This is a genomic window from Aureispira sp. CCB-QB1, from assembly GCF_000724545.1.
GTDB lineage: Bacteria > Bacteroidota > Bacteroidia > Chitinophagales > Saprospiraceae > Aureispira.
Genome location: NZ_JHBV01000035.1, coordinates 19646 through 40953, shown reverse-complemented (window position 1 = coordinate 40953; position 21308 = coordinate 19646). Strand labels below are relative to the sequence as shown.

The following is a 21308-nucleotide window of genomic DNA, read 5'->3' as shown; positions in this document are numbered from 1 at the left end:
TTCTAGCTCCTTGTTTTATAGTTTGAGAGCATTTTTTAATCAACAATAAAAATAGCCATCTAAGTAAATTTAGACAGCTATATAATTGATTATTTCTTAAAATTAGTAGTTAGCTACGCTGCTACTTCGTGGTATTGCATGAGTGCTGCGCAGTTGATAATTAAAGTTTTAACGCAAAAAATAAATTCACAACTTATTCGCTATCAAGATCAAAATTCAACTTCATTGCTACTGCGTGGTTTCAACGAACTATTGTAAAATGATAATACATTATTATTTCAAAAAGTCTCGAACACCATAACTTGCCAAAACTCCCTCGCCTGTCGCAGCGGCGACTTGTGCAATGGCACCTTCTCGACAATCCCCTGCTGCAAAAATGCCCTTGACAGATGTTTCTCCCAAATTCTTTGTCAAAACAAAGCCTTCTTCATTCATATCCACCAAGTTTTTGAAATTATCTGTGTTAGGAATTAGACCAATAAAAATAAAAGCACCTGCGGCTTCAATCAATTCTTCTTCTTCGGTTTTATTATCTTTTATTGTTAAACCTTTAAACAAACCATCCTCTGTTTTTTCAAAAGCAACCGAAGTTTTATTTTTTAGCGCTACCACATTATCCATCGAAGACAATTTGTCTGTATACGTTTTGGAAGCCGAAAATTCTTCTGAACGGTTAACGATGGTTACTTTCTTGCAAAATTTAGCTAAAAAAATACCTTCTTCTAAAGCCGAGTTTCCTCCACCAATAACAATAATCTCCTTCCCTCGATAAAACGCCCCATCACAAGTAGCACAAAAATGCACTCCCGAACCTATCAACGCACTTTCGTTGGGAATTCCCAATTTTCGATACGTCGATCCTGTTGCCAGTACAATTGTCTTTCCTGAATATTCCCCCATTTCTGTGGTCACATGAAAAATGTTGCCCTTTTTGTCAATTGTCGTCACCTCCTCTCCTGTTCTAATATCAGCACCATACGTTTCCGCTTGATCTTCCATTCGATCCATCAAATCGGGACCAGAGATATCCTTAAATCCTGGATAATTTTCAATTTTCTCTGTCAAAAAAGCATTGCCTCCTATATTCTTTTTTTCTAAAATTAACGTATCAAAACGATCTCTTTGAGCATAAATGGAAGCCGTAAGTCCTGCGGCACCGCCCCCTATGATAATGGTATCATAAATTTTGTCTTTTTTCTCTTTGTCTATTTCTAATACATCCCTCAACGTTACATTGCTAGGGTTCGTATATGTTCTTCCATTAAAAATGAGCGTAGGAATAATTCGTTTCCCATCGTTGATTTCTTCCACTTTTTGCACAGCCCAATCGTGTGCATCAATGTCAATAAAAAGATAATTGATTCCGTTGCTTTGCAAATAGCCTTTTGCACGACGACAATCAGGACACCAATCGGCTCCATAGAAAAAGATACGTCCTTTGGGGTTTATTCCCAAGACACAAGCAAGCATTGAGTTACTAGGATTCGTATAGCTTTTTTCATCGACAATAATAGTAGGAATGATGCGTTTCCCATTATTAATTTTTTCTACCGTAGCCGTAGCATCTGCATTCATATCTACATCGATAAACTCATATTCTATCTGGTGTTTCTCCAAATAACTTTTTGCACGACGGCAATCAGGACACCAGTCGGCTCCATACATTTTGACTTTGATCATAGTTTGTTTTTTTATAAATTTCGATAATAGACAAGGGCTGTTTATTAATAACTTATGGGAGATCCAAATTGTTTAAAGAAAGATCGAAGTTGGATACAATCAGACGATCTCTTTTCTACCATTTCTATTGTTAATTTATAAAAAATTTGATACAGACCTCCTCCTTTAAAATCTAAACTCCACAAAATCAGTCTATTTTCTTTATATTTATACTCTAAATCACTCAACAGTTTTCCTAATTTTTTGATTATGCCATTTATAACCTTATGCATAGCTTTTTTCATGGCTACAACGATATGGGGTCAACAGCCTTGGACAGCATTACAAGACAGCAATTTAATAGCATTAAAAAACAAAGCTCAAGCACTTGCAATACTAGCTGATAGCCCAACTCCTTGCTCCTGTCACACTTCTCCTGAGCTCTATCTTTATGACCTTTATAATTATTACCAACAAAAAGAACTACTAGAACAAGAACAAAAACGATTGAATGAAAGCAAATTTCATCCTAGTGAAACAGCAAGTAGCCTAACGACTAAGATAAAGTTACAACAACAGGAGCTTTCTAAACAAAAAAATAATCTTACAATCAAAGGGTTGTCTTTAGCCCAATCTATGGCAATTCAATCTATGAAGGTGGACAATGAAGACATCCAAGCACTATTAGCCAAAGAAGCCCATTTTTTGAGCACTACCTATCCAAACACAAAGAACGATCCCTTTGTATATGAAGCTGTTTACAAAGCACTACTTCGACTAGAAACAGTCTACCAAGATAATCCTAATTTCAATGTGCTCAATCAAACACCTAAAGGGTTTACTCGTCTTGGACGAATTCGAATGATAAAAATAGACAGCAGCAATCAAATAATGTATACACTTAGTTCGGATGGATTGTTATTAAAATGGGAATTAAATATTTATAAAAATAAGAGTGCCCGTTATGATACGATGAACAAACCTCAAGTACTTGCGATCAACCCTACAGTTTCAAGAACCTTGGATATTAGTTCGAATGGAAAAGAATTAATCAGTGCTGGTGATGGTCATAAAATTTTAACGACCAATGCTATTTCTGGCAAAACCTATTCCCAATTAGCAATTCCCAAAGGACATCGTATCTGGGCAGTAAAGTATGTATCTAATAAAAAGGGAATTGTTATAGCTGAAGGGAATATGACTCGTGAGACCATTGTACATTATCAAAACAGCACCAATACAACTACACAGACCATCGACAGCATCCCCTACCGTTTAACTTCTTGGGACCTATCTACCGATGGAAAATATTTGGCAGGGGCAGGTGATTCTGCGACTATATGGATTTGGAATTTAGAGCAGTTTCATCGTGAGTTTTTGTTAAAAATTCCTAATAATAGAAAACGTGTTACAGCTATTGCTTTTAACCCACAAAAAACGCTTCTTGCTGCGGGGTATCAAGATGGTTCCTTAATGATTTGGGACATCAACAGAGCTAAATCAGATTCGACCTATCTACCTAAGAAGATTTTGCACCACAAAGCCTACATATCTGATGTTGAATTTAATGCTGATGGTACGAGGTTGGCTGTCGGCAGTCTGGATAAAACAGCAACGTTATGGAGCATCAACACATCTAAACAGTACGGGAATCAAGAAACACTATATCCTTATCTAAATCCTAACTTTGATCCTATTGTATTGGATAATTACACCGACTGGGTAACTTCGGTTGCCTTTAGCCCCAATGGACACTATTTGGTAACAGGTACGGCTAATGGTCAACTAAATATTTGGGAAACAGATTTGAAGGTTTACATGGATCAACTTACGCCCTATGTCAATAACTTTAGTACTGAATACACCTACAAAATTTGGCAACAATACATTCAGACAAAAGCACCTACAGAAGAATATAACCCAAGAAAGTTGTACAAAAATTTTTTAATAAATCTAAGGAATAAAAAATAGCCACTCAACACATATGGTCAAGTGGCTGTCTTTAATATAGTTTGAACCAATTAAGGTTTCTTTTTATTGTACATCTGTCGCATTACGAATGTTAATCTGATAACCTGTAAATTGAGATACAATTGCAGTAATATTAACATTACCAGCAGGAACACTATTCGTAGAGAAAGTAGCCCCAGAACGAGTATACATATCAATACTTCCTGTTGCATCTGTCACAGTAGTTGTTCCAGAGTAAGTAGAAGCTCCAGAAATCGTAGCACTGTTAATAACAACTAGTGTAGATTCCCAATTTTCTGCGTTTGCCAAAACATCTGCTACGGTTGCTACTCTTGGAGTAATAGAGTTACCACTAGAAACAACAGCACCATTACCATTTGGTATATTGCTAACTTGCAACAAACCATTAAACTCAGAAATTGTAGCCCCTGAAATATCGACAGTAATACTATCTCCCAAAGCAAAAGTTGTATTATTGGCATCAAAACGAACAACAATACCTGCACCGCCTGTTTGTTGCAACACTAAGTTTCTTCCTGTGATATTTTGATTGTCTTTATCAGAAATTACGATACCAGCAATAGAAGTAGTTGCAGGTGCCGTTGTTGAACTTCCTGTAAACAAAGCACGTGCAGCGCCTATTGTAATGAAGTTGGTTGGACCTCCGCCTCCGCCACCAGAGATATTAACATCTGACGTGTTACGAATATTAATTTGTGTTCCATTATAATCTCCTACAACACCTGTCACATCTCCTGTTCCTGTTGGAATAGCAGTGCTTGCAAAATTAGAAAAGGCACTAAACATAGAGATAGAACCTGTTGCATCATTTAGCATAATTCCAAAATCACCATATGTAGATCCACCATTTAGATTAGCATTCATTACTTGTACTAAAGTAGATTCCCATGCTGTGGCATTTGCTGTAATGTCAGCGACAGTTGCGACACGTGGTGTGATTGAATTTCCTGTTGACAATACTGTTGCATTAGCATTTGGCACACCATTTACTTGCAATAAACCGTTAAATTCTTCGATTGTTAATTGAGAAATAATAACCTCTACCTCATCTCCTAGATTAAAATTGTGTGCAGCATCAAAACGCACTGTAATACCAGCACCGTTTGGCTCTTGGATAACCATGTTGCGATCTACCCAGTTGCCACCAACTAAATCAGAAATTACTACCCCAACGATTTTGGTAGTATCAGGTGCTGTTACCGCTGTTCCTGTAAATAAGTTACGAGCATCTTGAATTGTAATTTGGTTAAGCGTGGTGCCACCACCACCTCCACCTCCGCCACCAGAGATGTTCACGTCTGAAAGGTTACGAATATTTAGTTGTGTACCATTATAATCACCTACAACAGCCGTCACAGTACCTGTTCCTGTTGGGATTGGAGCACTTGCAAAATTAGCAAAACCACTAAACAAGCCAATAGAACCCGTCGCATCATTCAACATGATTCCAAAATCACCATAAGTGGTTCCTCCGTTTAGGTTCGCATTTTGTACTTGTATCAAAGTAGATTCCCATGCTGTGGCATTAGCAGTAATATCAGCTACAGTTGCGACACGTGGATTAATCACAAGTCCTCCAGGGTTTGGCAATGCAGTAGCACGACACAATGGTAAATTATTAACTTGCAACAAGCCATTAAACTCTTCTAGTGTTGCTCCTCCTACTTTCACTTCTACGTAATCTCCCAACGCAAAACTATGATCATCATCAAAACGTACTGTAATACCAGAACCATTTGGCTCTTGAATCACCATATTACGGCTTTGCCACTGTCCTGTATTAGGATCAGAAATTACAATACCTCTAATTTTTCCTGTAGCGGTTGCTGGAGCACCTGAAAATTGACCTCTTAAATCTTGGATGCTAACGCTAGTATAGTTTGCCAATGAAACACAACGTGTACCAGTCATGCTGCTAACATCATTAGGATTACGAATAAACAATTGAGAAGTACCATTAAAAGAATTGAATACAGCAATGATAGAACCATTTCCTGTTGGCATCAATTCGTTTGCAAAATCAGCAAAACCACTATTTCTAACAATAACAGTTCCTCCTGAAGCACACTCTGTCAAATCTGCGTTTTTGCTTTCTTGAGTTGAGGCATAAGCATAAGAACTTCCTGCAAAACAGTCTGCAAACTCTACATTATCCAACTGAATCAACGTGTTGTAGTCTGCTGAAGTCAATGTTGCCAACGTTTTCACTTTAGGTGTCATAGGTTGATTGTACGCTCCACCTATAATAAATTGGCGGTAAGTTGATTGTGGAATTCTAGAATTGTTCGTATTGCTACTTCCAATCAAAGCAACCACATCTCCGTCTTGCCAAACAAATAAGCCCTGACACTTGATCCATACTTTGCGACCAATTGGAAAATCATTGTAAATACTAAAAGCATCAATATCAATGCGAATACCAGCTGTAGAATCTTGTATCACCAATTGCTTGTAGAAATTTCCTGATTTATCATCAGCAATTACAGTTGCTTCTAATATTTGGTTCCCTAAAGCAACAGGCGAAGTTGATGCCAATGCGATCACATCAGCAATAGTAGCATTTGCCGTCAAGTTTGGCAACTCGCTAATCGGGGGCTCATCAAACTCTTTTTTACAGGCACTAAATACCAATAATGTTACTAATAGTAAAAAAGAGGAAAAATTAAAATATCTAGCTTTCATAAGGCTATTATTATATAATTATAAGTTAATGATACTTCGTGGTTTTTATCGACCACTTTGTATTCAATGGACTATTCATAATAATCAAATACCCCATTGAATACATTATATGAAATAATGGTTGTTTTTAAATTAAAATTTTACATTCTAAAGGTCAAACTAATCATAAAGTTTGTACCATAAGCATAGTAATAAGTATTTGGGAAACGGTCTACATTCTTCCCTTCATAATCAAATCGGAACTGCTCAAATCCACTTGTTCTCATATTTGTATTATTCAAGATATTACTAACGCCAGCTCCCAATATGACATAAAAGTTTTTAACTTTCCATGATTTACGAATGTAAATATCAGCCATAAAGTTGCCTGGTAATTGCTCCTGATAAAGAATGCTTTTCCACAAGTCAGAACCTGGTTGTACAGCATCTTGTACATATTCTGGTGCCAATCCTGTATTCGAAACAGCTTGAATAGTACGTCTATCAAAGTTCATATCCGAGTAAGTGGCATGAGTATAGCTAAAGTTAAAGCTAAACGACCAGAATTTAGGTGCACGCCACCATACGCCTACATTAAAAGCCATCTGTGGCGTATTCGGAACATAAAAGTTTTTCAAATAAATAGTTTGCGTTCCTCTAGCTATAGTAGGATCATTATCTAAGTATAAAGTAGCTTTTGGTCTAGAAGTATAAATATACTCTCCTATTGCTGCTGCTGCACTTAACGTAACATTTCCATTCAAATTAACTTCTCCCGCTAACTCGATTCCTGCATGTTGCTTTTCGATCCCTGTCATGACATAGTTCACAAAGTTTCCTCCAATTCCTGCTGGCGAACCACTTCTATCCAAGTAGAAACTACGTTGAAAAAATTCATTTTGGAACTTCGTATAATAACCTGTCACCTTAGCTTTAAATCGAGGTGCTTTTAAAATATATCCACCTTCTACAGAGTAGTTGCTAGAACTTCTCAAACTATCTGTTACTTGATCTCTTGTACGAGGTGCTACATAAGCATAACGGAAATAAGGTGCCTTAGTTTGGTATGAACCGTTGGCATATAAATAATTACGTCCATCAATTTTGTACGTTACCCCACCTTTTACTGTATAATTAAAGAACTGTTGCTCTTCTGACTTTCCTAAAGAGTTATCTGGAAATTGTCCATTTTGAACATTTCCTTTACGCCAAAATGTGGTATAATTTCCTTGTCCCCCCACAAAGAAGTCCAACTTGTTGAATGTAAAGTTCAATTGAGCCCAAGCCGATGCTTTGTGGATAAATGCTTCGTAATTATAACCAAACACATCTCCTTCTTTTAAAATTCGATTTGGGTTAGCCAAGTCATTTTGCGAAGCAGATGTATTTCCAACAGCTGCCGAGTCACGCTCTACAAAACGATTGATATCAACATAAAAATCGGCTCCCAACAAATCCTCCAATACTTTGAAATTCTTGCTATTATAAAACTGGTAAGTCAATCCTGCGTCGATATTTAAGAATTTTGCTGCATTAGCATTCAAAATCATATTGAAATTGGCTTTTTGACTATCGTAACGACGCTCTTCTACTACATAGCGAGCACGATTGCCCCATACGGTATCCCCTTGTACTCCGTTAGCATCGGCAACAAAATCATAAGAGTTTCTATTTACCTCAAACATTCTATCCCAATTTACTTGGCGAGCGGCTTCGTTTTGAACATACAAATCTGAAGCTAAGCGGCTTTGAATAGGATCTTCAATATAAGAAGGCAAATTTCTATAATACTGAGGACGAGGATCCTGCGCATCATACCAATCTAATGCCGTACTACCATACTTGCCAAATTGGTAACTAGCGGCAGTTGTAAGCTTTAGTTTCTCACTCAACTGCGCTTCGTGCGTTAGAATAAACAAAGGTTGATGAGAGTCTGTCATTCTAGAGTTTCTAATCTGTTTTTTGCCAGTTACGCCACTTGTTTGATAGCCCCAGTTGGGGTTGTAATAATGGCTGTTCGCTAAACTAAACATTTCTTGTGTAGCCGGACTCCCCTTTCCTCTCACAGAAGGAGCTCCCATAGCTGTAAAGGAGAAAGAATGTTTTTTGAATCGTTTTTCTACTGACAAGAAGTAAGAAGCAGCATTGTAAGAAGCTCCTTTTATAAAGGCACCATTCTCAGAATAACGCCAAGAACCAGAGGCGGAAAACGCCCAACCACTTGGTAAAAGCCCTGTATTGTACGTCAACATTGCACGATGATTGTAAGAACGGTTAGCATAAGAATAGGTAAAAGTTAGTCCTTTACGTTGACTTCCTGCACGGCTATCTAAAGACGAAGCTCCACCGATATCTCCTAGTGTGTAGGCTGTTGCAGCCAAACCTAGAGAAGACGAACGATTGCGCATAACGTCGTTTAGCCCAGACCAAGACCACCAAGTAGGACGACCAGATTCTAGGTCGTTCATAGGAATATTGTTCATAAATACAGTGGTATTCTCTGAACCATAGCCTCGTAGTCTAAATCGAGCAGCCCCCCAAGCAAATGCTACTTTAGAAGAAAGCACGTCATTGTTGGCATTCAGAACACCAGAAATCGACTGTGTTCCACCTGCACCATTTTCGATTTGCTCATCGGATAACATAATGGTAGGAATAATATCTTCTGCTGCTGGGTTTTCAGCTCCAATATTATCCAAGTTCACAACCCCTAAATCCAAAACACCATCCGTAATTTTAATAGTTTTAGTTTCCAAGCCGTAGCCTTCTGCACTAAATTGAATGGTGTATTCGCCATAAGGTATGGCGGTAATTTCAAACATTCCTGAGGAATTTGTTTGAGCATAAAAATCTGTGCCTTGAATCTCGACCAAAACCCCGGCTAATTTACCTTTGTTGCCGGCGTCTTGCATAACTCCTTTTACAGATCCTTGCCCGTACATCAAACATGCTGAAAAACTCAGCAAGAGTACAAACATACTTTTTAAACAATGCTGCATATCTTAGTTTTTGTTTTAATCAATCCACAGAAAAATTGCCATCTTCCTGCTTGCCCTAATTTCATTGGGTTGTTCTGTTCTAATTTGAGGCTGCAAGTTACAAATAAGGAAGGAATAAAACTCACATTGAGCTGCAAACTTAATAAAAAGTTAATGCTTGTCCGAATAAAAAAAGTTAACCATCTCCAATTTTGCTTTTTTTGACACGAATTGTGCAATTCTGCCCCCAATTACTACGATTAGGTAGATTGCTTTGTTAAATATAAGTTGCGGGAAGGTTAAAAAAATTGATTTATGTGCTAGAATTAAAGATAAATGCAGCATTCATATTGCCGTAACTCCAAGAAATTCTATATTTGTGCGTTTTTTGGTACAAAAATAGAATAGTGTATACATATTGTTATTTGAAAACAGACTAACTAGAAGCTATTTAGGAAGCATATTGTTGAAGTTAATACCCATTTTTTAGCAATCAAATGAAACAATACACCATTAGCTTTTTCTTTCTGCTTTCCAAATCATCATATCAATGAAACGTTCTAAGCGTTCCAAATCATTATATCAATCAATAATAAAATGAAAAAACAGACACTGTTATCTCTATTAAGCTTATTATTAATAAGTACTTTTAGTTTTGCTCAAGCAGAAAAACAAGCTCATAAAGTAGTTTGCGTAGGGTTTTATAACTTTGAAAATTTATTTGATACTGTAGACACAAAAGGCAAACGAGACGGAGATTTTACACCAAACGGAAAGTTACTCTATAATTCCAAAGTTTATCAAGAGAAGCTGGGTAATTTATCTCAGGTCGTTTCTGAACTTGGTACAGAACTAACTCCCGATGGTCCAGCTATCTTGGGCGTTGCAGAGATTGAAAACAGAAAAGTTTTAGAAGATTTTACTCAACAGCCTAAAATAAAAAATAGAAATTATCAAATTGTTCATTACGAATCATTAGATAAACGAGGTATTGATGTTGCACTGCTTTACAATCCCAAATATTTTAAAGTCATCGAGAGTGGTAAAATTACGCCAAAGCTTTTTTATGATAAAACTCCTGATGCAGCCAAAAGAGATACTGTTTGGACAAGAGATATGTTATGGGTAAAGGGGCGTTTGGACGGCGATATAGTTCATATAATTGTTTGCCACTGGCCTTCTCGTAGAGGCGGTTCTTACCTTCGTGAAGGAGCGGCCAAATATTGCAAAGACTTTATTGCAGGTATTCAAGATGAGAACCCTAGGGCTAAAATTATTATCATGGGGGATTTAAATGACGACCCTGTTAGTCCTAGTGTTAAGGATGTTATCAATGCCAAAGACAAAAAAGGACAAGTCAAAAAAGGTGGTTTTTACAACCCTTGGGGCAAATTGTATAAAGCAGGGATTGGCACCTTGGCTTACCGCGATTCTTGGAACCTGTTTGATCAAATTATCCTAAGCCAATCTATTACACAAAATGATGGTGAAGGGTATTATTTTTACAAAAATTCTATTTTTAATAAATCTTACTTAATTAGTAAAGCAGGACGTTTTAAGGGCTATCCTTTCCGCACGTACTCTTTTGGCAAGTACGTTGGTGGTTACAGCGATCACTTGCCTGTTTGTGTTTATTTGGTAAAAAAAGTACAACCAAAACCTTAAGGAGAATATTTTGTTTTAAGGATAGCAATTCTATCTGCAAACAAAATTCAAAATAAATCTGTATTTTGGGTTGAAGCAATCAACCGATTCATCTGTACAAGATGTGAGTTTGCTCGCATCTTGTATTTTTTTATAGACTCATCCAAAATCAATACACCAATGCAACAGTTCGAATACAAAACATTAACAGTGCCTCTCAAAAGCACCTTATTTTCTAAAAAAATAGATTTAGATATGGAACTCATAGAAGATGAACTAAATCTACTGGGAAGAATGGGTTGGGAATTAACCACTCAATTTACAAGACAAAAAAATGGTTTTAGCCAATATGCTGTCTTAATTCTAAAACGTCCTATCGTTCTACATGCTTCTAAAAATAAGTCCTAATGCGTTATTTGATATTTTTATGTTTTGTTCTATCTATGTTGTCTTGCCAAAAAGAAGCCATCCAACACGACAACGATATTCAGCTTATAAAAGATTACTTGTTGGCTAATAATATCAATGCAACAGAAGATAAACAGTCTAATTTATTTTATCATATTTATGTTGAAAGTGGTGACAGTGTTGCTCCGATAAGAGACAATGATATTGTTGTTGAGGTAAAATACAAAGCTTACTTGTTAGATGGCACTAGTGTCTATAATACGAACAATTTAAGTGAAAGAGTTGACTTAGATAAGAGCATTTATGGCTGGCAATTAGCCCTTCCTCATATGGATATCAACGATAAAATGTTGTTATTTTTGCCTTCAAGACTTGCCTATGGTGAAGAGGGGCACGGCAAAATTCCTCCTAATTCAGTCGTAATTTTTGATATTGAGTTAATAGAAGTTTTTCCACACTTCTAAACAACAAAAAAATAATTCCGCAACAGCTACAATTCTATAGCTAGTTTTTATTGCCTTGTTTGGTGTATTAAGAGGCTTAGGTATTTTCTTGAAACATAGCAATAACAACAATTCAACTTATAAGATTAAAAATAGGTATTCAATGACAAAATATGGTATCCCAATTGTAATTTTACTTTTAATAGCCTCCTGTATGTGGTTTTGTGCGCCCAATCCTACTTCAGAAAAATCAGTAGATGCCTTCTTAAATCTTAATGATTCTGTTGAATATGTTGGCATGCAAATGTGTCAAAGTTGCCATCAAAATGTTTATCAAACTTATATCCAAACAGGAATGGGGCAATCTTTTGGCAAAGCAAATCTAAAAAAAACAGCTGCTGAATTTGGAGACAGTGCCTTGGTTTATGACAAACAGTTGGATTTTTATTATAAACCTTATTTCCAAGATTCTGTCATGTATGTTATGGAGTTTAGATTGAATGGGAAAGATACAGTACACAAACGCATTGAGCGAATTGACTACATTATTGGTTCAGGGCATCACACCAACTCCCATATGATCAACAGAAATGGATACGTCTATCAAGCTCCCATCACGTACTATACCCAAGATAAAAAATGGGATTTAGCGCCAGGTTTTGAAGAAAACAACGAGCGTTTTGGACGTGCTATTTTATCAGAATGCCTAACGTGCCACAATCACACGCCTACACCTGCTACTGGTTCTGATAACAAGTATCACAAAATGCCTTTGGGCATTGAGTGTGAACGCTGTCATGGGCCTGGAGGGCTTCATGTCAAAGAAAAACTGATGGGCAAGCATGTTGATACTTCTAAGTATGTTGATTATAGTATTGTAAATCCCAAGCATTTGCCCATTGATCGCCAAATGGACTTGTGCCAACGCTGTCACCTTCAAGGAGTTGCTGTATTGAATGAAGGAAAAACCTTTTATGATTTTAAACCAGGGATGGAATTATCAGATGTTATGAATGTGTTTTTACCTCGGTTCACCAACTCCGACAAACGGTTTATTATGGCATCCCAAGCAGATCGTTTGCAATTAAGTGATTGTTTCAATGTGTCTAAAAAATTGTCTTGTATCACCTGCCATAACCCACATCATGACGTGCATTCTACTACTAAAAACAATTATAACACCGCCTGCTTGAGTTGCCACAAAGACAACTCTACCCAAAGCAAGTTGTTCAATTGTTCTGCACCGATTGCTCAACGCAATTTAGAACAAGACAACTGTGTTGGTTGTCATATGCCACGCTCTGGTAGTATTGATATTCCTCATGTGAACATTACAGATCATCACATTAGCAAAAATAATATTAAATCACCCGATACCCTAAGTCAAGAAAAAGTAGAAGAAATTGCTGGATTTTTAGGCTTGGAGAGTTTGGTTATAAAAAATGCAAGTCCCCTAGAAATGGCACGAGGTTATCTAGCCTTATGGGATAAATTCATGGGTACTCCAGCAGTTTTAGATTCAGCCAAATATTATCTAGATCTATCAAAAGCTAGCCGAGCCGAAAAATTCAATACCTTGGTACATTATTATTTTAACAAACAAGAGTATGCTTTGCTCGTTTCCATTGCCTTAGCACCACAGGAAATTCAAGATGCTTGGACAGCTTATCGTATCGGTGAAGCAGCATACAAAAACAAAAACCTTCCAAAAGCGTTAGCTTATTACAAACAAGCGACGAATTTAAAGCCGTACAGCTTAATTTTTCAAGAAAAACTGGGTAGTACTTATGCTCAGTCAGGGCAATTGAATGCTGCCAAAAAGGTTTTTAACTTCATTCTAAAAGAAGATCCGAATCGAAAAATGGCTTTGGCTAATTTGGGGTTGCTTAACGCCCAACAAGGCAATATCAATCAAGCACTACAACTGTATAACAAAGCCTTGGCTTTAGACCCTGATTATAAGAATGCCTTGCTCAATAAAGTTGGTTTGCTGTTGCAAACTGGACGCCGTCAAGAAGCACAGCCTGTCATTCAACACTTAATAAAAAAATATCCTAATTATCAAGCAATTTTAGAACAACAAGGAATCTTGTAAATGAATTGGCATTAATTTAGGTAGAGTATTAGTATATTAATACTTTTATCCAATGAACAACCCACTATAGACATACGTTTGGTTGTTCGTTCTGAGTTGACTAAGCGCCTATCTTGCGATCTTACGAATCCCAAAAGTGAATGAAAGGGTTAACAACTTACAGCCGTTCGTAAAAACCACAACATAGCAACTGTGGGGCAAACCATACAGTAGCAGCGCAGTTAACGACTAAAACTCAATAACAGCCAACTTAATCAAACAATAAAATTACTAAAAACTATTTATGACAATGAAGCAATACATTTTGACTCTTGCACTATTCTTGGTAAGTACTGTGCTTTCTTTTGGACAAGCCCCTGCTACATTTACCAATATGAAATTTTATCATTTGGATGTTGAGGTATCGTTGGACAAGTCTTATATCAAAGGAAATGCTAAATGTGAGTTTGTCGCAGTAAAAGAAAATGTTACGCAATTATCCTTAGATCTCGCTGACCAATTAAAAGTTAGCAAAGTCGATGGGGCAAGTTCTTTTGAACAAAAAGACAACAAGCTTATAGTCAAATTATCAGGCGATCCTCTAAAAAAAGAACAACGTTCTGAAATTACCGTTCACTACGAAGGAGAACCTCCTGTGATCACTAGTAACAACGGTGTAAAAAAAGGTCTAATCTATGATACGCATGGCAAAAAAAATAATTTGGTTATCGCTAGTGTGTGTTATCCTAATGGTGGCTATTTGTGGTTTCCTTGCAAGCGAGGACTTGGCGATAAAGTAGATTCTATCTACGTCGATATAACCATTCAAGATACTATGGTTACAGAAGTTTTCATGAATCCTAAAACGAAAAAAGAAGAAGCCAAAGAAATGCCCATCATAGCTGTTTCAAATGGAAAACTTGAAGCCATTCAGAAACTTGAAAATGAGAAAAAGAAACAATACCAATGGCGCCACCGTCACCGTATTGCACCGCATCATGTTCTATTGGCTATTTCTAATTTTATGAAAGCAGAGTCTGAATTTAAAGGGCGTGGTTATGGTTTTCCTATCAACTTTTACTTATTTCCTGAAAAATTGAAAGAATCTTCATCTATGATGCGTCGGGTGCCAGAAATCATGACCTGTTTAACCAATACATTTGGTCCTTACCCATACAAAGACGAAGGCTTTAATGTTACTCAAGTTGGTATTAATTTAGGAATGGACGGCATGCCTACTCAAACAAATGTCCTTTTAGAAGACATGAAAGGGGTACATATGTATATGGTGGTGCATCAAATGGCCAGTATGTGGTTTGGTAATCATATTTCACCTAAAAAATGGCAAGATGCATGGATTACAGAAGCTTTAGCTACTTATGCAGAAGCAATGTGGCAAGAATACAAGCGAGGCTTAACGGTTTATCAAATTATCTTAGACGAAAAGGAGTATTTTGAAGGTGGTAAATTGTATTTGGCAAATCGAAAAGATTATTCAGAAGAGCGATTGAGCAAAAAGGGAATGTATGCCATCCATATGCTTAGAGGAATTATGTCTGATGTTTATTTCTTTCAAACTTTAAAAGCAATTACTTCTGGAAAAAGAATGGAAGGGGAATGGTCTAAAACCTATCTAAGCACAGAGAACTTTAGAAAAATTGCCGAATACTACGCTAGTGAAAATATCGAAGTAGATTATCAATATTTCTTTGATCAATGGATTCGTGGAGAGTACTATCCTACTTATCATATCTCTTATTCTATCAATAATGGTAGCGTTTCTCTAAATGTAGTTCAAAAAGAATTGGAATCACAGCCTTCTATATTTACAATGCCCTACAAAATTGAAATTGAGTTGGAGGATGGTACCATTATCAAAGAAACAATTAACACCAATCAAAGAGACGAGGTATTTAATGAAACTAATCAGTATTTTGAAATTCCAGTCAATGGAACCGTCAAAGATGTTCGTTTTGATCCAGACAACTGGATTTTTAAAGATCTAAAATATGTTCGTAAAGTAGAAAACGATCGTTTTGCATTGGAAGACTTCGAGATCACAACAAGCAACCACCGACGAAAAGCTCAAATCAAATATAATGTTCCCAAAAAACAAGATATTCGCATTGAACTATTTGAAGTAGCAGATGGCATTAGCTTAATGGAAGACAAGTCTATCGAGGTTCAAGAATACAAAAAAGAATCTGGGGAACAAATTCATAATCTTAAAATACCACTAGGATATAGCTCTCGTGGTGTCTACAAAATTGTCGTTACAGGAAAAGGAGAAACGTTCACTAAAATCTTACGCTTAAAACGTATTAAAGAGATTTTTTAAGCTCTTTTTTGATGCCTCACAATATATCAGCATTCTCTAATTTTAGGGAATGCTTTTTTTATGGAAGATGAGTTTACTTTTTCTTTAACTTCCAAATACGACGATCAATTTCCTCCTTCCAAGCACATCTAAATTTTGTCGCAGCCAATTTTCCTACATAGCGCCAATGCCAAGGTTCTTTTTTTATAGCACTTCCCTCTCTAAAATAATAACTTGGCACCCAGCCAAAATCAAATGCGTGGCGCAACAACCAAAGAAACTTCTTGTTCGTTACTCGTTCTAAATCTATTGCTGTAAACAAGTGATGTTCTGAATACCCTGGTCGCTCAGCCTGTTTTGCCCCTAATTTGTTGTGCAAGTGTTTTTGGTAGCTGTAACTACGATAAGTATTATTAAGTTGGAGGTAAATTCCTTCTTTCTCTGATTCCACACGCATGGCTTCTAAAGCTTGATACGCCTCTTTATGCAAATATAAACCCTTTTCATTTTCTAATATGATGTGGTCGTTATCTGTACTATATTTTTGAATCGTATAATTAAAAGGAATGCCTACAGGAGCGCCCAAAAAATCAATCTGTATCTTCTCTACAGGAACACTTATACCAAAATGACGCTCTGTGATTTGGCTTAATTCCAATCTTTGCTCATAATACATCCAAGCTTTTTCACAATCTTGTGCAGCTAGAGGCTTGCTGATTATTATAAATAAAAGTAATAAAAAACGGTAAACTAGTAGCATCTTAAAATATAAGTATACGTAGCGTAATAGTTCGTGAGCCCTTTGCTTTTTTAGCTACGCCTGTTGACAAAAAAATTCAATAAAAAAGGTGCAAGTACCCCATGTACTTGCACCAAAGCTTTTATAACGATAATCCGCCTTATAAATCTAAATAATGAGATTAAGAATAGATACGGACAATACTAAATTACAATATTAACCATTCGCTTAGGTACGACAATTATCTTTCGAATTGGCTTTCCATCAATCCATTTTTGTACCTCATCAACAGCCAAAGCTTCTTGCTCAATAGCGTCTTTTGTCGCATCTGCCGCAAAAGTGACCGTTGCACGTTTTTTGCCATTCACACAAACAGGATACGTAATCGTACTTTGTACTAAATAAGCAGGATTGTGCTCTGGGTATTTCCCGTTGGCATGAATAGAACCTTCATGTCCCAGTTGCTGCCACAACTCTTCTGTAATAAATGGTGCAAACGGAGCCATCAAAACAACCAATGGTTCTAGAACTTCTCGTTTGTTGCAATTAACTTTCTTTAAGTCATTGGTTACCACCATAAAATGAGCAATGCAAGTGTTAAAAGAGAAATTAGCAATATCTTGGTTCACTTTTTTAATCGCAGTGTGCAAAATTTTCAACTCGTCTGGCGTTGCTTTTTCCTCGCTGATAGCCCATTGCCCATCCTTGTAGAATAAATTCCAGAATTTACGCAAGAATTTTGATACTCCTGTAATTCCCTTTGTATCCCAAGGCTTACTATCTTCCAATGGCCCCAAGAACATTTCATACATACGGAAACAGTCTGTTCCATATTGCGCTACCACATCATCAGGATTAACAACATTGAAATAACGCTTAGAAATTTTACCGATTTCACTATGAGTAACTACCTGCCCTTTTGCATTCGTTACAAAAACAGCCCCTGCATAATCTGGTCTCCAAGCCTTAAATTGCTTTCTACCTTCTTCATTTAAATAAGATTCTGGTTTGCCATAATCTGTTACAAAATCAATATGCACAGGAATTTGAGCAAACTCTTGCCCATCGTATTCCGACAATTGATCGGCACTTACAAATACAGATTGACCATCTTGTTTTTCTTTGAGCATATACAAAAACTCGATAACTCCCTGCAACATACCTTGGTTCACCAATTTTTTATATGGCTCACGCGTTGGTACCATGCCTAGATCAAACATAAATTTATGCCAAAAACGAGAATACATCAAATGTCCTACAGCATGTTCAGCTCCACCGACATACAAGTCTACTTCTTTCCAGTAATTAACTGCCTCAGCACTAAATGGCGCCTCATCATTATTTGGATCCATGTAGCGTAAGAAATACCAAGAAGACCCCGCAAAACCAGGCATAGTATCAATTTCACGCGTCATACCATCTTGATGCACCCATTCTTCAGCTCTAGCCAAAGGTGCCTTGCCTTCTTTGGTTGGTTTAAAATTATCTAATGTAGGTAATTCCAATGGCAAATTCGTTTCAGCGTACGCCACACCGTCTTTGTCATATTTCACGGGAAATGGTTCTCCCCAATAACGCTGACGGCTAAAGTTAGCATCTCTTAAACGATAATTGATCTTTCCTTCTCCTATATTCTTAGCATTGATTTCTTCAATTGCCTTCGTAATTGCTTCTGTAACAGGGAAGCCGTTTAAGAAACCAGAATTAATCATCGTGCCCACTTTATCACCAATTGCAGCACCTTCATAAGCCGATTGATCTACCACCTGTACAATCTCTAAGCCGAAGTGTTTTGCAAAACGTTCGTCTCTTTCATCTCCACTAGGAACAGCCATAATTGCTCCTGTTCCATATCCAATCAATACATAATCGGCAATCCAAATAGGAATTCTGGTTCCTGTAAATGGATTGACAGCATAAGCACCTGTGAAAGCACCTGTGATGGACTTTACATCAGCCATACGATCTCTTTCAGAGCGGCTGTTGGCATATGCCTGATAATCTTCTATTTCTTGTCTTTGTGCTTCTGTTGTAATCTCCTTTACCAAATCGTGCTCTGGTGCCAACACCATAAATGTAGCACCAAAAATAGTATCTGGGCGTGTTGTAAAGACTTCTATTTTCTCATTGCTATTGTGTACGTCAAAAAACAATTGTGCTCCTTCTGAACGTCCAATCCAATTGCGTTGTTGCGTCTTTAAAGCTTCTGAAAATTCGACTTGTTCCAAGCCATTCAACAAACGTTCTGCATAAGCAGTAATACGCAATGCCCACTGGCGCATTGGTTTTTTAACAACGGGGTATCCTCCTCGCTCCGAAACACCATCCTTGACCTCGTCATTTGCCAAAACAGTTCCTAATTCTTCGCACCAGTTTACAAAACCAACTTTACGATACGCCAAACGATAATTCATTAATACATCGTCCTGTTCTTTGGGACTGTAACCATTCCATTCATCCGCAGAAAAAATAGTTTCTTGGCTAGAAGCAGCCTGAACATTTTTATTTCCTTCTTTTTCAAATAGTTCAACTAGATTTTCTATCGGTTCAGCTTTATCTATTTCATTGTTATAATAATGAGCAAACAACTTCAAGAAAATATGCTGTGTCCATTTATAATACTTTGGATCTGAAGTATTCACAGAACGGCTCCAATCAAAAGAAAAGCCTAAGTTATCCAACTGCTTACGATAGAAACTAATATTCTGATTGGTAGAAACAGCAGGGTGCACTCCTGTTTGAATGGCGTACTGTTCAGCAGGCAAACCAAAAGCATCGTATCCCATTGGATGCAATACGTTATAACCTTGTAAACGCTTGTATCGAGCAAAAATATCGCTAGCAATATAGCCTAGCGGATGCCCTACATGTAGCCCAGCTCCAGATGGATAGGGGAACATATCCAATACATAATACTTGGGTTTTGAGGTATCGTTAGAAGTTTTGTATACCTCATGCTCAGCCCAATACTGTTTCCATTTCGCCTCAATTTCACTTGATTCGTAATCCATTGTTATAATTAAATAGTTGTTGGTATGTAAGCAATAATTGCTTACTGTTTATGTAAAAAGTTATTTTCTATTTATTGATAGTTACCTATGATAATACTCCGTTGATTATTCCCTGCGGTCATGAGATCGCAAGCTTAGTTACCTGCGGTACTACTTCATGGTAGCTTTCTGCGGTCGTGAGATCGCTCACGAAGTACCACGAAGTAGCAGCGCAGCTAAACTAATACAATTTTTTAACGAAGTAATGCTATGATTTACCATCAGCAAATGGTAAAACCTACTACAACTAATTATGCATTGGACTAAAGTACGCTTCATTGTTTTGTGAAGTATTTATGCTAAAATTTGAGTCGTGCATTCATAGTTTAGCCAACGAATTTATACAAAGTTTTTGAAAGTGGTTACTTAACAATTGTAGTTTTTTAAAAATAGTTTCATTATGCCCTCTTTTTGTGTTAAAAAAACTTAAAATCAATAAATAGAATTATTTTTCTAAAAAAAATGTTATGTCTATAAGGAGTTTAAAATGAGCGAGAAAGAAGGCAACAAGCTTTTTGAACCAAATAATATTTCGCATTCTAGTTTTAAATGAAATTTTTGATGTAGATCATTCATTGTCAGTTAAAAAATAGCTTGACTTTATGGCATAAAAATCGCATCTTTGCACTCCCAAAAGAACAACCTAATTAAGGAATGGCATATTTTTTCCTTATTCTTTAACCCAAAAATTAAATTTATTATGAAAAAAATCTTTACACTTTTTATTCTTTCTATTCTTTTTGTTTCAGCTAGTTTTGGACAAAGTCAAAAGACATTTGTCAAATCCCTAGCTGCCGATGCTTCTAGTGTTGCGATCAACCTAGAGGGGACAACTCAAGTTAGAGAGTGGGAAGAATCCTTCATTCGTGTAACCACCACTATTGAATTGACCAACTTTAATGAGGAAATCCTCAAACGCTTGGTTTCTGTGGGACGTTACAACATAGAAACAACTACTGATAATGGCGTTATGACAATTCAAATGCCTAAACTAGCTACAAAAGTTACCATTAGAGGTCAAGTCCTTAATGAAGTTTTAACTTATGAGATTCTTGTTCCTGAAGGCGTAACTGTCGAAATGATTTCGAATCCTGACAATGATAGTACAGTTAACTAAATAATTAGTTTACTAGATCACCAATTCATTGCTTAAGATAACTTTTTTGAGAAGAAAGCCATTCTATAATAAAGGGATGGCTTTTTTTATAAGTAAATCTCGCCTCTCTCCTAGCTGTTAATATATCCAACCATTATCATTATTCCTAGCTTATAAGTAAACTGACTTTGTCTCGTTGAAGTAATCCCTCGATTAAAGTCATAGACCAATTCTCTTTATTTAAAAA

At 36.7% G+C, this 21308-nt stretch carries 12 protein-coding genes; 7 read left to right on the top strand and 5 right to left on the bottom strand.

Annotation, left to right across the window (positions count from 1 at the left end; genetic code table 11):
- Nucleotides 1-273: 273 nt before the first annotated feature.
- Nucleotides 274-1680 carry an FAD-dependent oxidoreductase gene (locus tag CG11_RS29225; protein WP_052598297.1) on the bottom strand — a complete coding sequence of 469 codons (1407 nt, stop codon included), beginning with the start codon at nucleotides 1678-1680 and terminating at the stop codon, nucleotides 274-276.
- A 282-nt stretch (nucleotides 1681-1962) separates the two neighbouring features.
- On the opposite strand from CG11_RS29225, the gene CG11_RS18355 reads away from it, so the two are divergent.
- On the top strand, nucleotides 1963-3630 hold the full coding sequence (locus CG11_RS18355; protein WP_052598295.1) for a WD40 repeat domain-containing protein: 1668 nt from the start codon (nucleotides 1963-1965) through the stop codon (nucleotides 3628-3630).
- Nucleotides 3631-3693: 63 nt separating this feature from the next.
- On the opposite strand, the gene CG11_RS18350 is transcribed toward CG11_RS18355, so the two are convergent.
- Both CG11_RS18350 and CG11_RS18345 read right to left on the bottom strand, forming a co-directional pair.
- The gene (locus CG11_RS18350) at nucleotides 3694-6333 is read right to left on the bottom strand and encodes a DUF5689 domain-containing protein (protein WP_052598294.1); all 2640 of its coding nucleotides are present in this window, start codon (nucleotides 6331-6333) and stop codon (nucleotides 3694-3696) included.
- 140 nt (nucleotides 6334-6473) lie between these two features.
- Complete coding sequence (locus tag CG11_RS18345; protein ID WP_052598293.1) at nucleotides 6474-9311, bottom strand: carboxypeptidase-like regulatory domain-containing protein; 2838 nt, start codon at nucleotides 9309-9311, stop codon at nucleotides 6474-6476.
- A gap of 576 nt (nucleotides 9312-9887) precedes the next feature.
- Here CG11_RS18345 and CG11_RS18335 point away from each other — a divergent pair.
- The 5 genes from CG11_RS18335 (at nucleotide 9888) to CG11_RS18315 (ending at nucleotide 16197) form a co-directional block, all read left to right on the top strand.
- Entirely contained in the window at nucleotides 9888-10955 is a 1068-nt protein-coding gene (locus CG11_RS18335) for an endonuclease (protein WP_052598291.1), read from the top strand.
- A gap of 159 nt (nucleotides 10956-11114) precedes the next feature.
- The gene (locus tag CG11_RS18330; protein WP_052598290.1) at nucleotides 11115-11342 is read left to right on the top strand and encodes a DUF4177 domain-containing protein; all 228 of its coding nucleotides are present in this window, start codon (nucleotides 11115-11117) and stop codon (nucleotides 11340-11342) included.
- Nucleotides 11342-11806: an FKBP-type peptidyl-prolyl cis-trans isomerase gene (locus CG11_RS18325; protein WP_052598289.1), complete on the top strand. Its 465-nt coding sequence runs from the start codon at nucleotides 11342-11344 to the stop codon at nucleotides 11804-11806. The genes CG11_RS18330 and CG11_RS18325 overlap by 1 nt, the downstream gene beginning before the upstream one ends.
- Nucleotides 11807-11948: 142 nt before the next feature.
- Entirely contained in the window at nucleotides 11949-13880 is a 1932-nt protein-coding gene (locus CG11_RS18320) for a M48 family metallopeptidase (RefSeq protein WP_052598288.1), read from the top strand.
- A 289-nt stretch (nucleotides 13881-14169) separates the two neighbouring features.
- Nucleotides 14170-16197 (top strand): M1 family aminopeptidase, encoded by a 2028-nt coding sequence (locus tag CG11_RS18315; RefSeq protein ID WP_197043883.1) that lies wholly within the window; start codon nucleotides 14170-14172, stop codon nucleotides 16195-16197.
- Nucleotides 16198-16270: 73 nt separating this feature from the next.
- On the opposite strand, the gene CG11_RS18310 is transcribed toward CG11_RS18315, so the two are convergent.
- Both CG11_RS18310 and leuS read right to left on the bottom strand, forming a co-directional pair.
- Nucleotides 16271-16936 (bottom strand): D-alanyl-D-alanine carboxypeptidase family protein, encoded by a 666-nt coding sequence (locus CG11_RS18310; protein WP_052598286.1) that lies wholly within the window; start codon nucleotides 16934-16936, stop codon nucleotides 16271-16273.
- Nucleotides 16937-17118: 182 nt separating this feature from the next.
- Complete coding sequence (leuS, locus tag CG11_RS18305; protein ID WP_052598285.1) at nucleotides 17119-19926, bottom strand: leucine--tRNA ligase; 2808 nt, start codon at nucleotides 19924-19926, stop codon at nucleotides 17119-17121.
- Nucleotides 19927-20665: 739 nt separating this feature from the next.
- Here leuS and CG11_RS18300 point away from each other — a divergent pair.
- Complete coding sequence (locus tag CG11_RS18300) at nucleotides 20666-21082, top strand: hypothetical protein (RefSeq protein WP_052598284.1); 417 nt, start codon at nucleotides 20666-20668, stop codon at nucleotides 21080-21082.
- Nucleotides 21083-21308 lie beyond the last annotated feature (226 nt).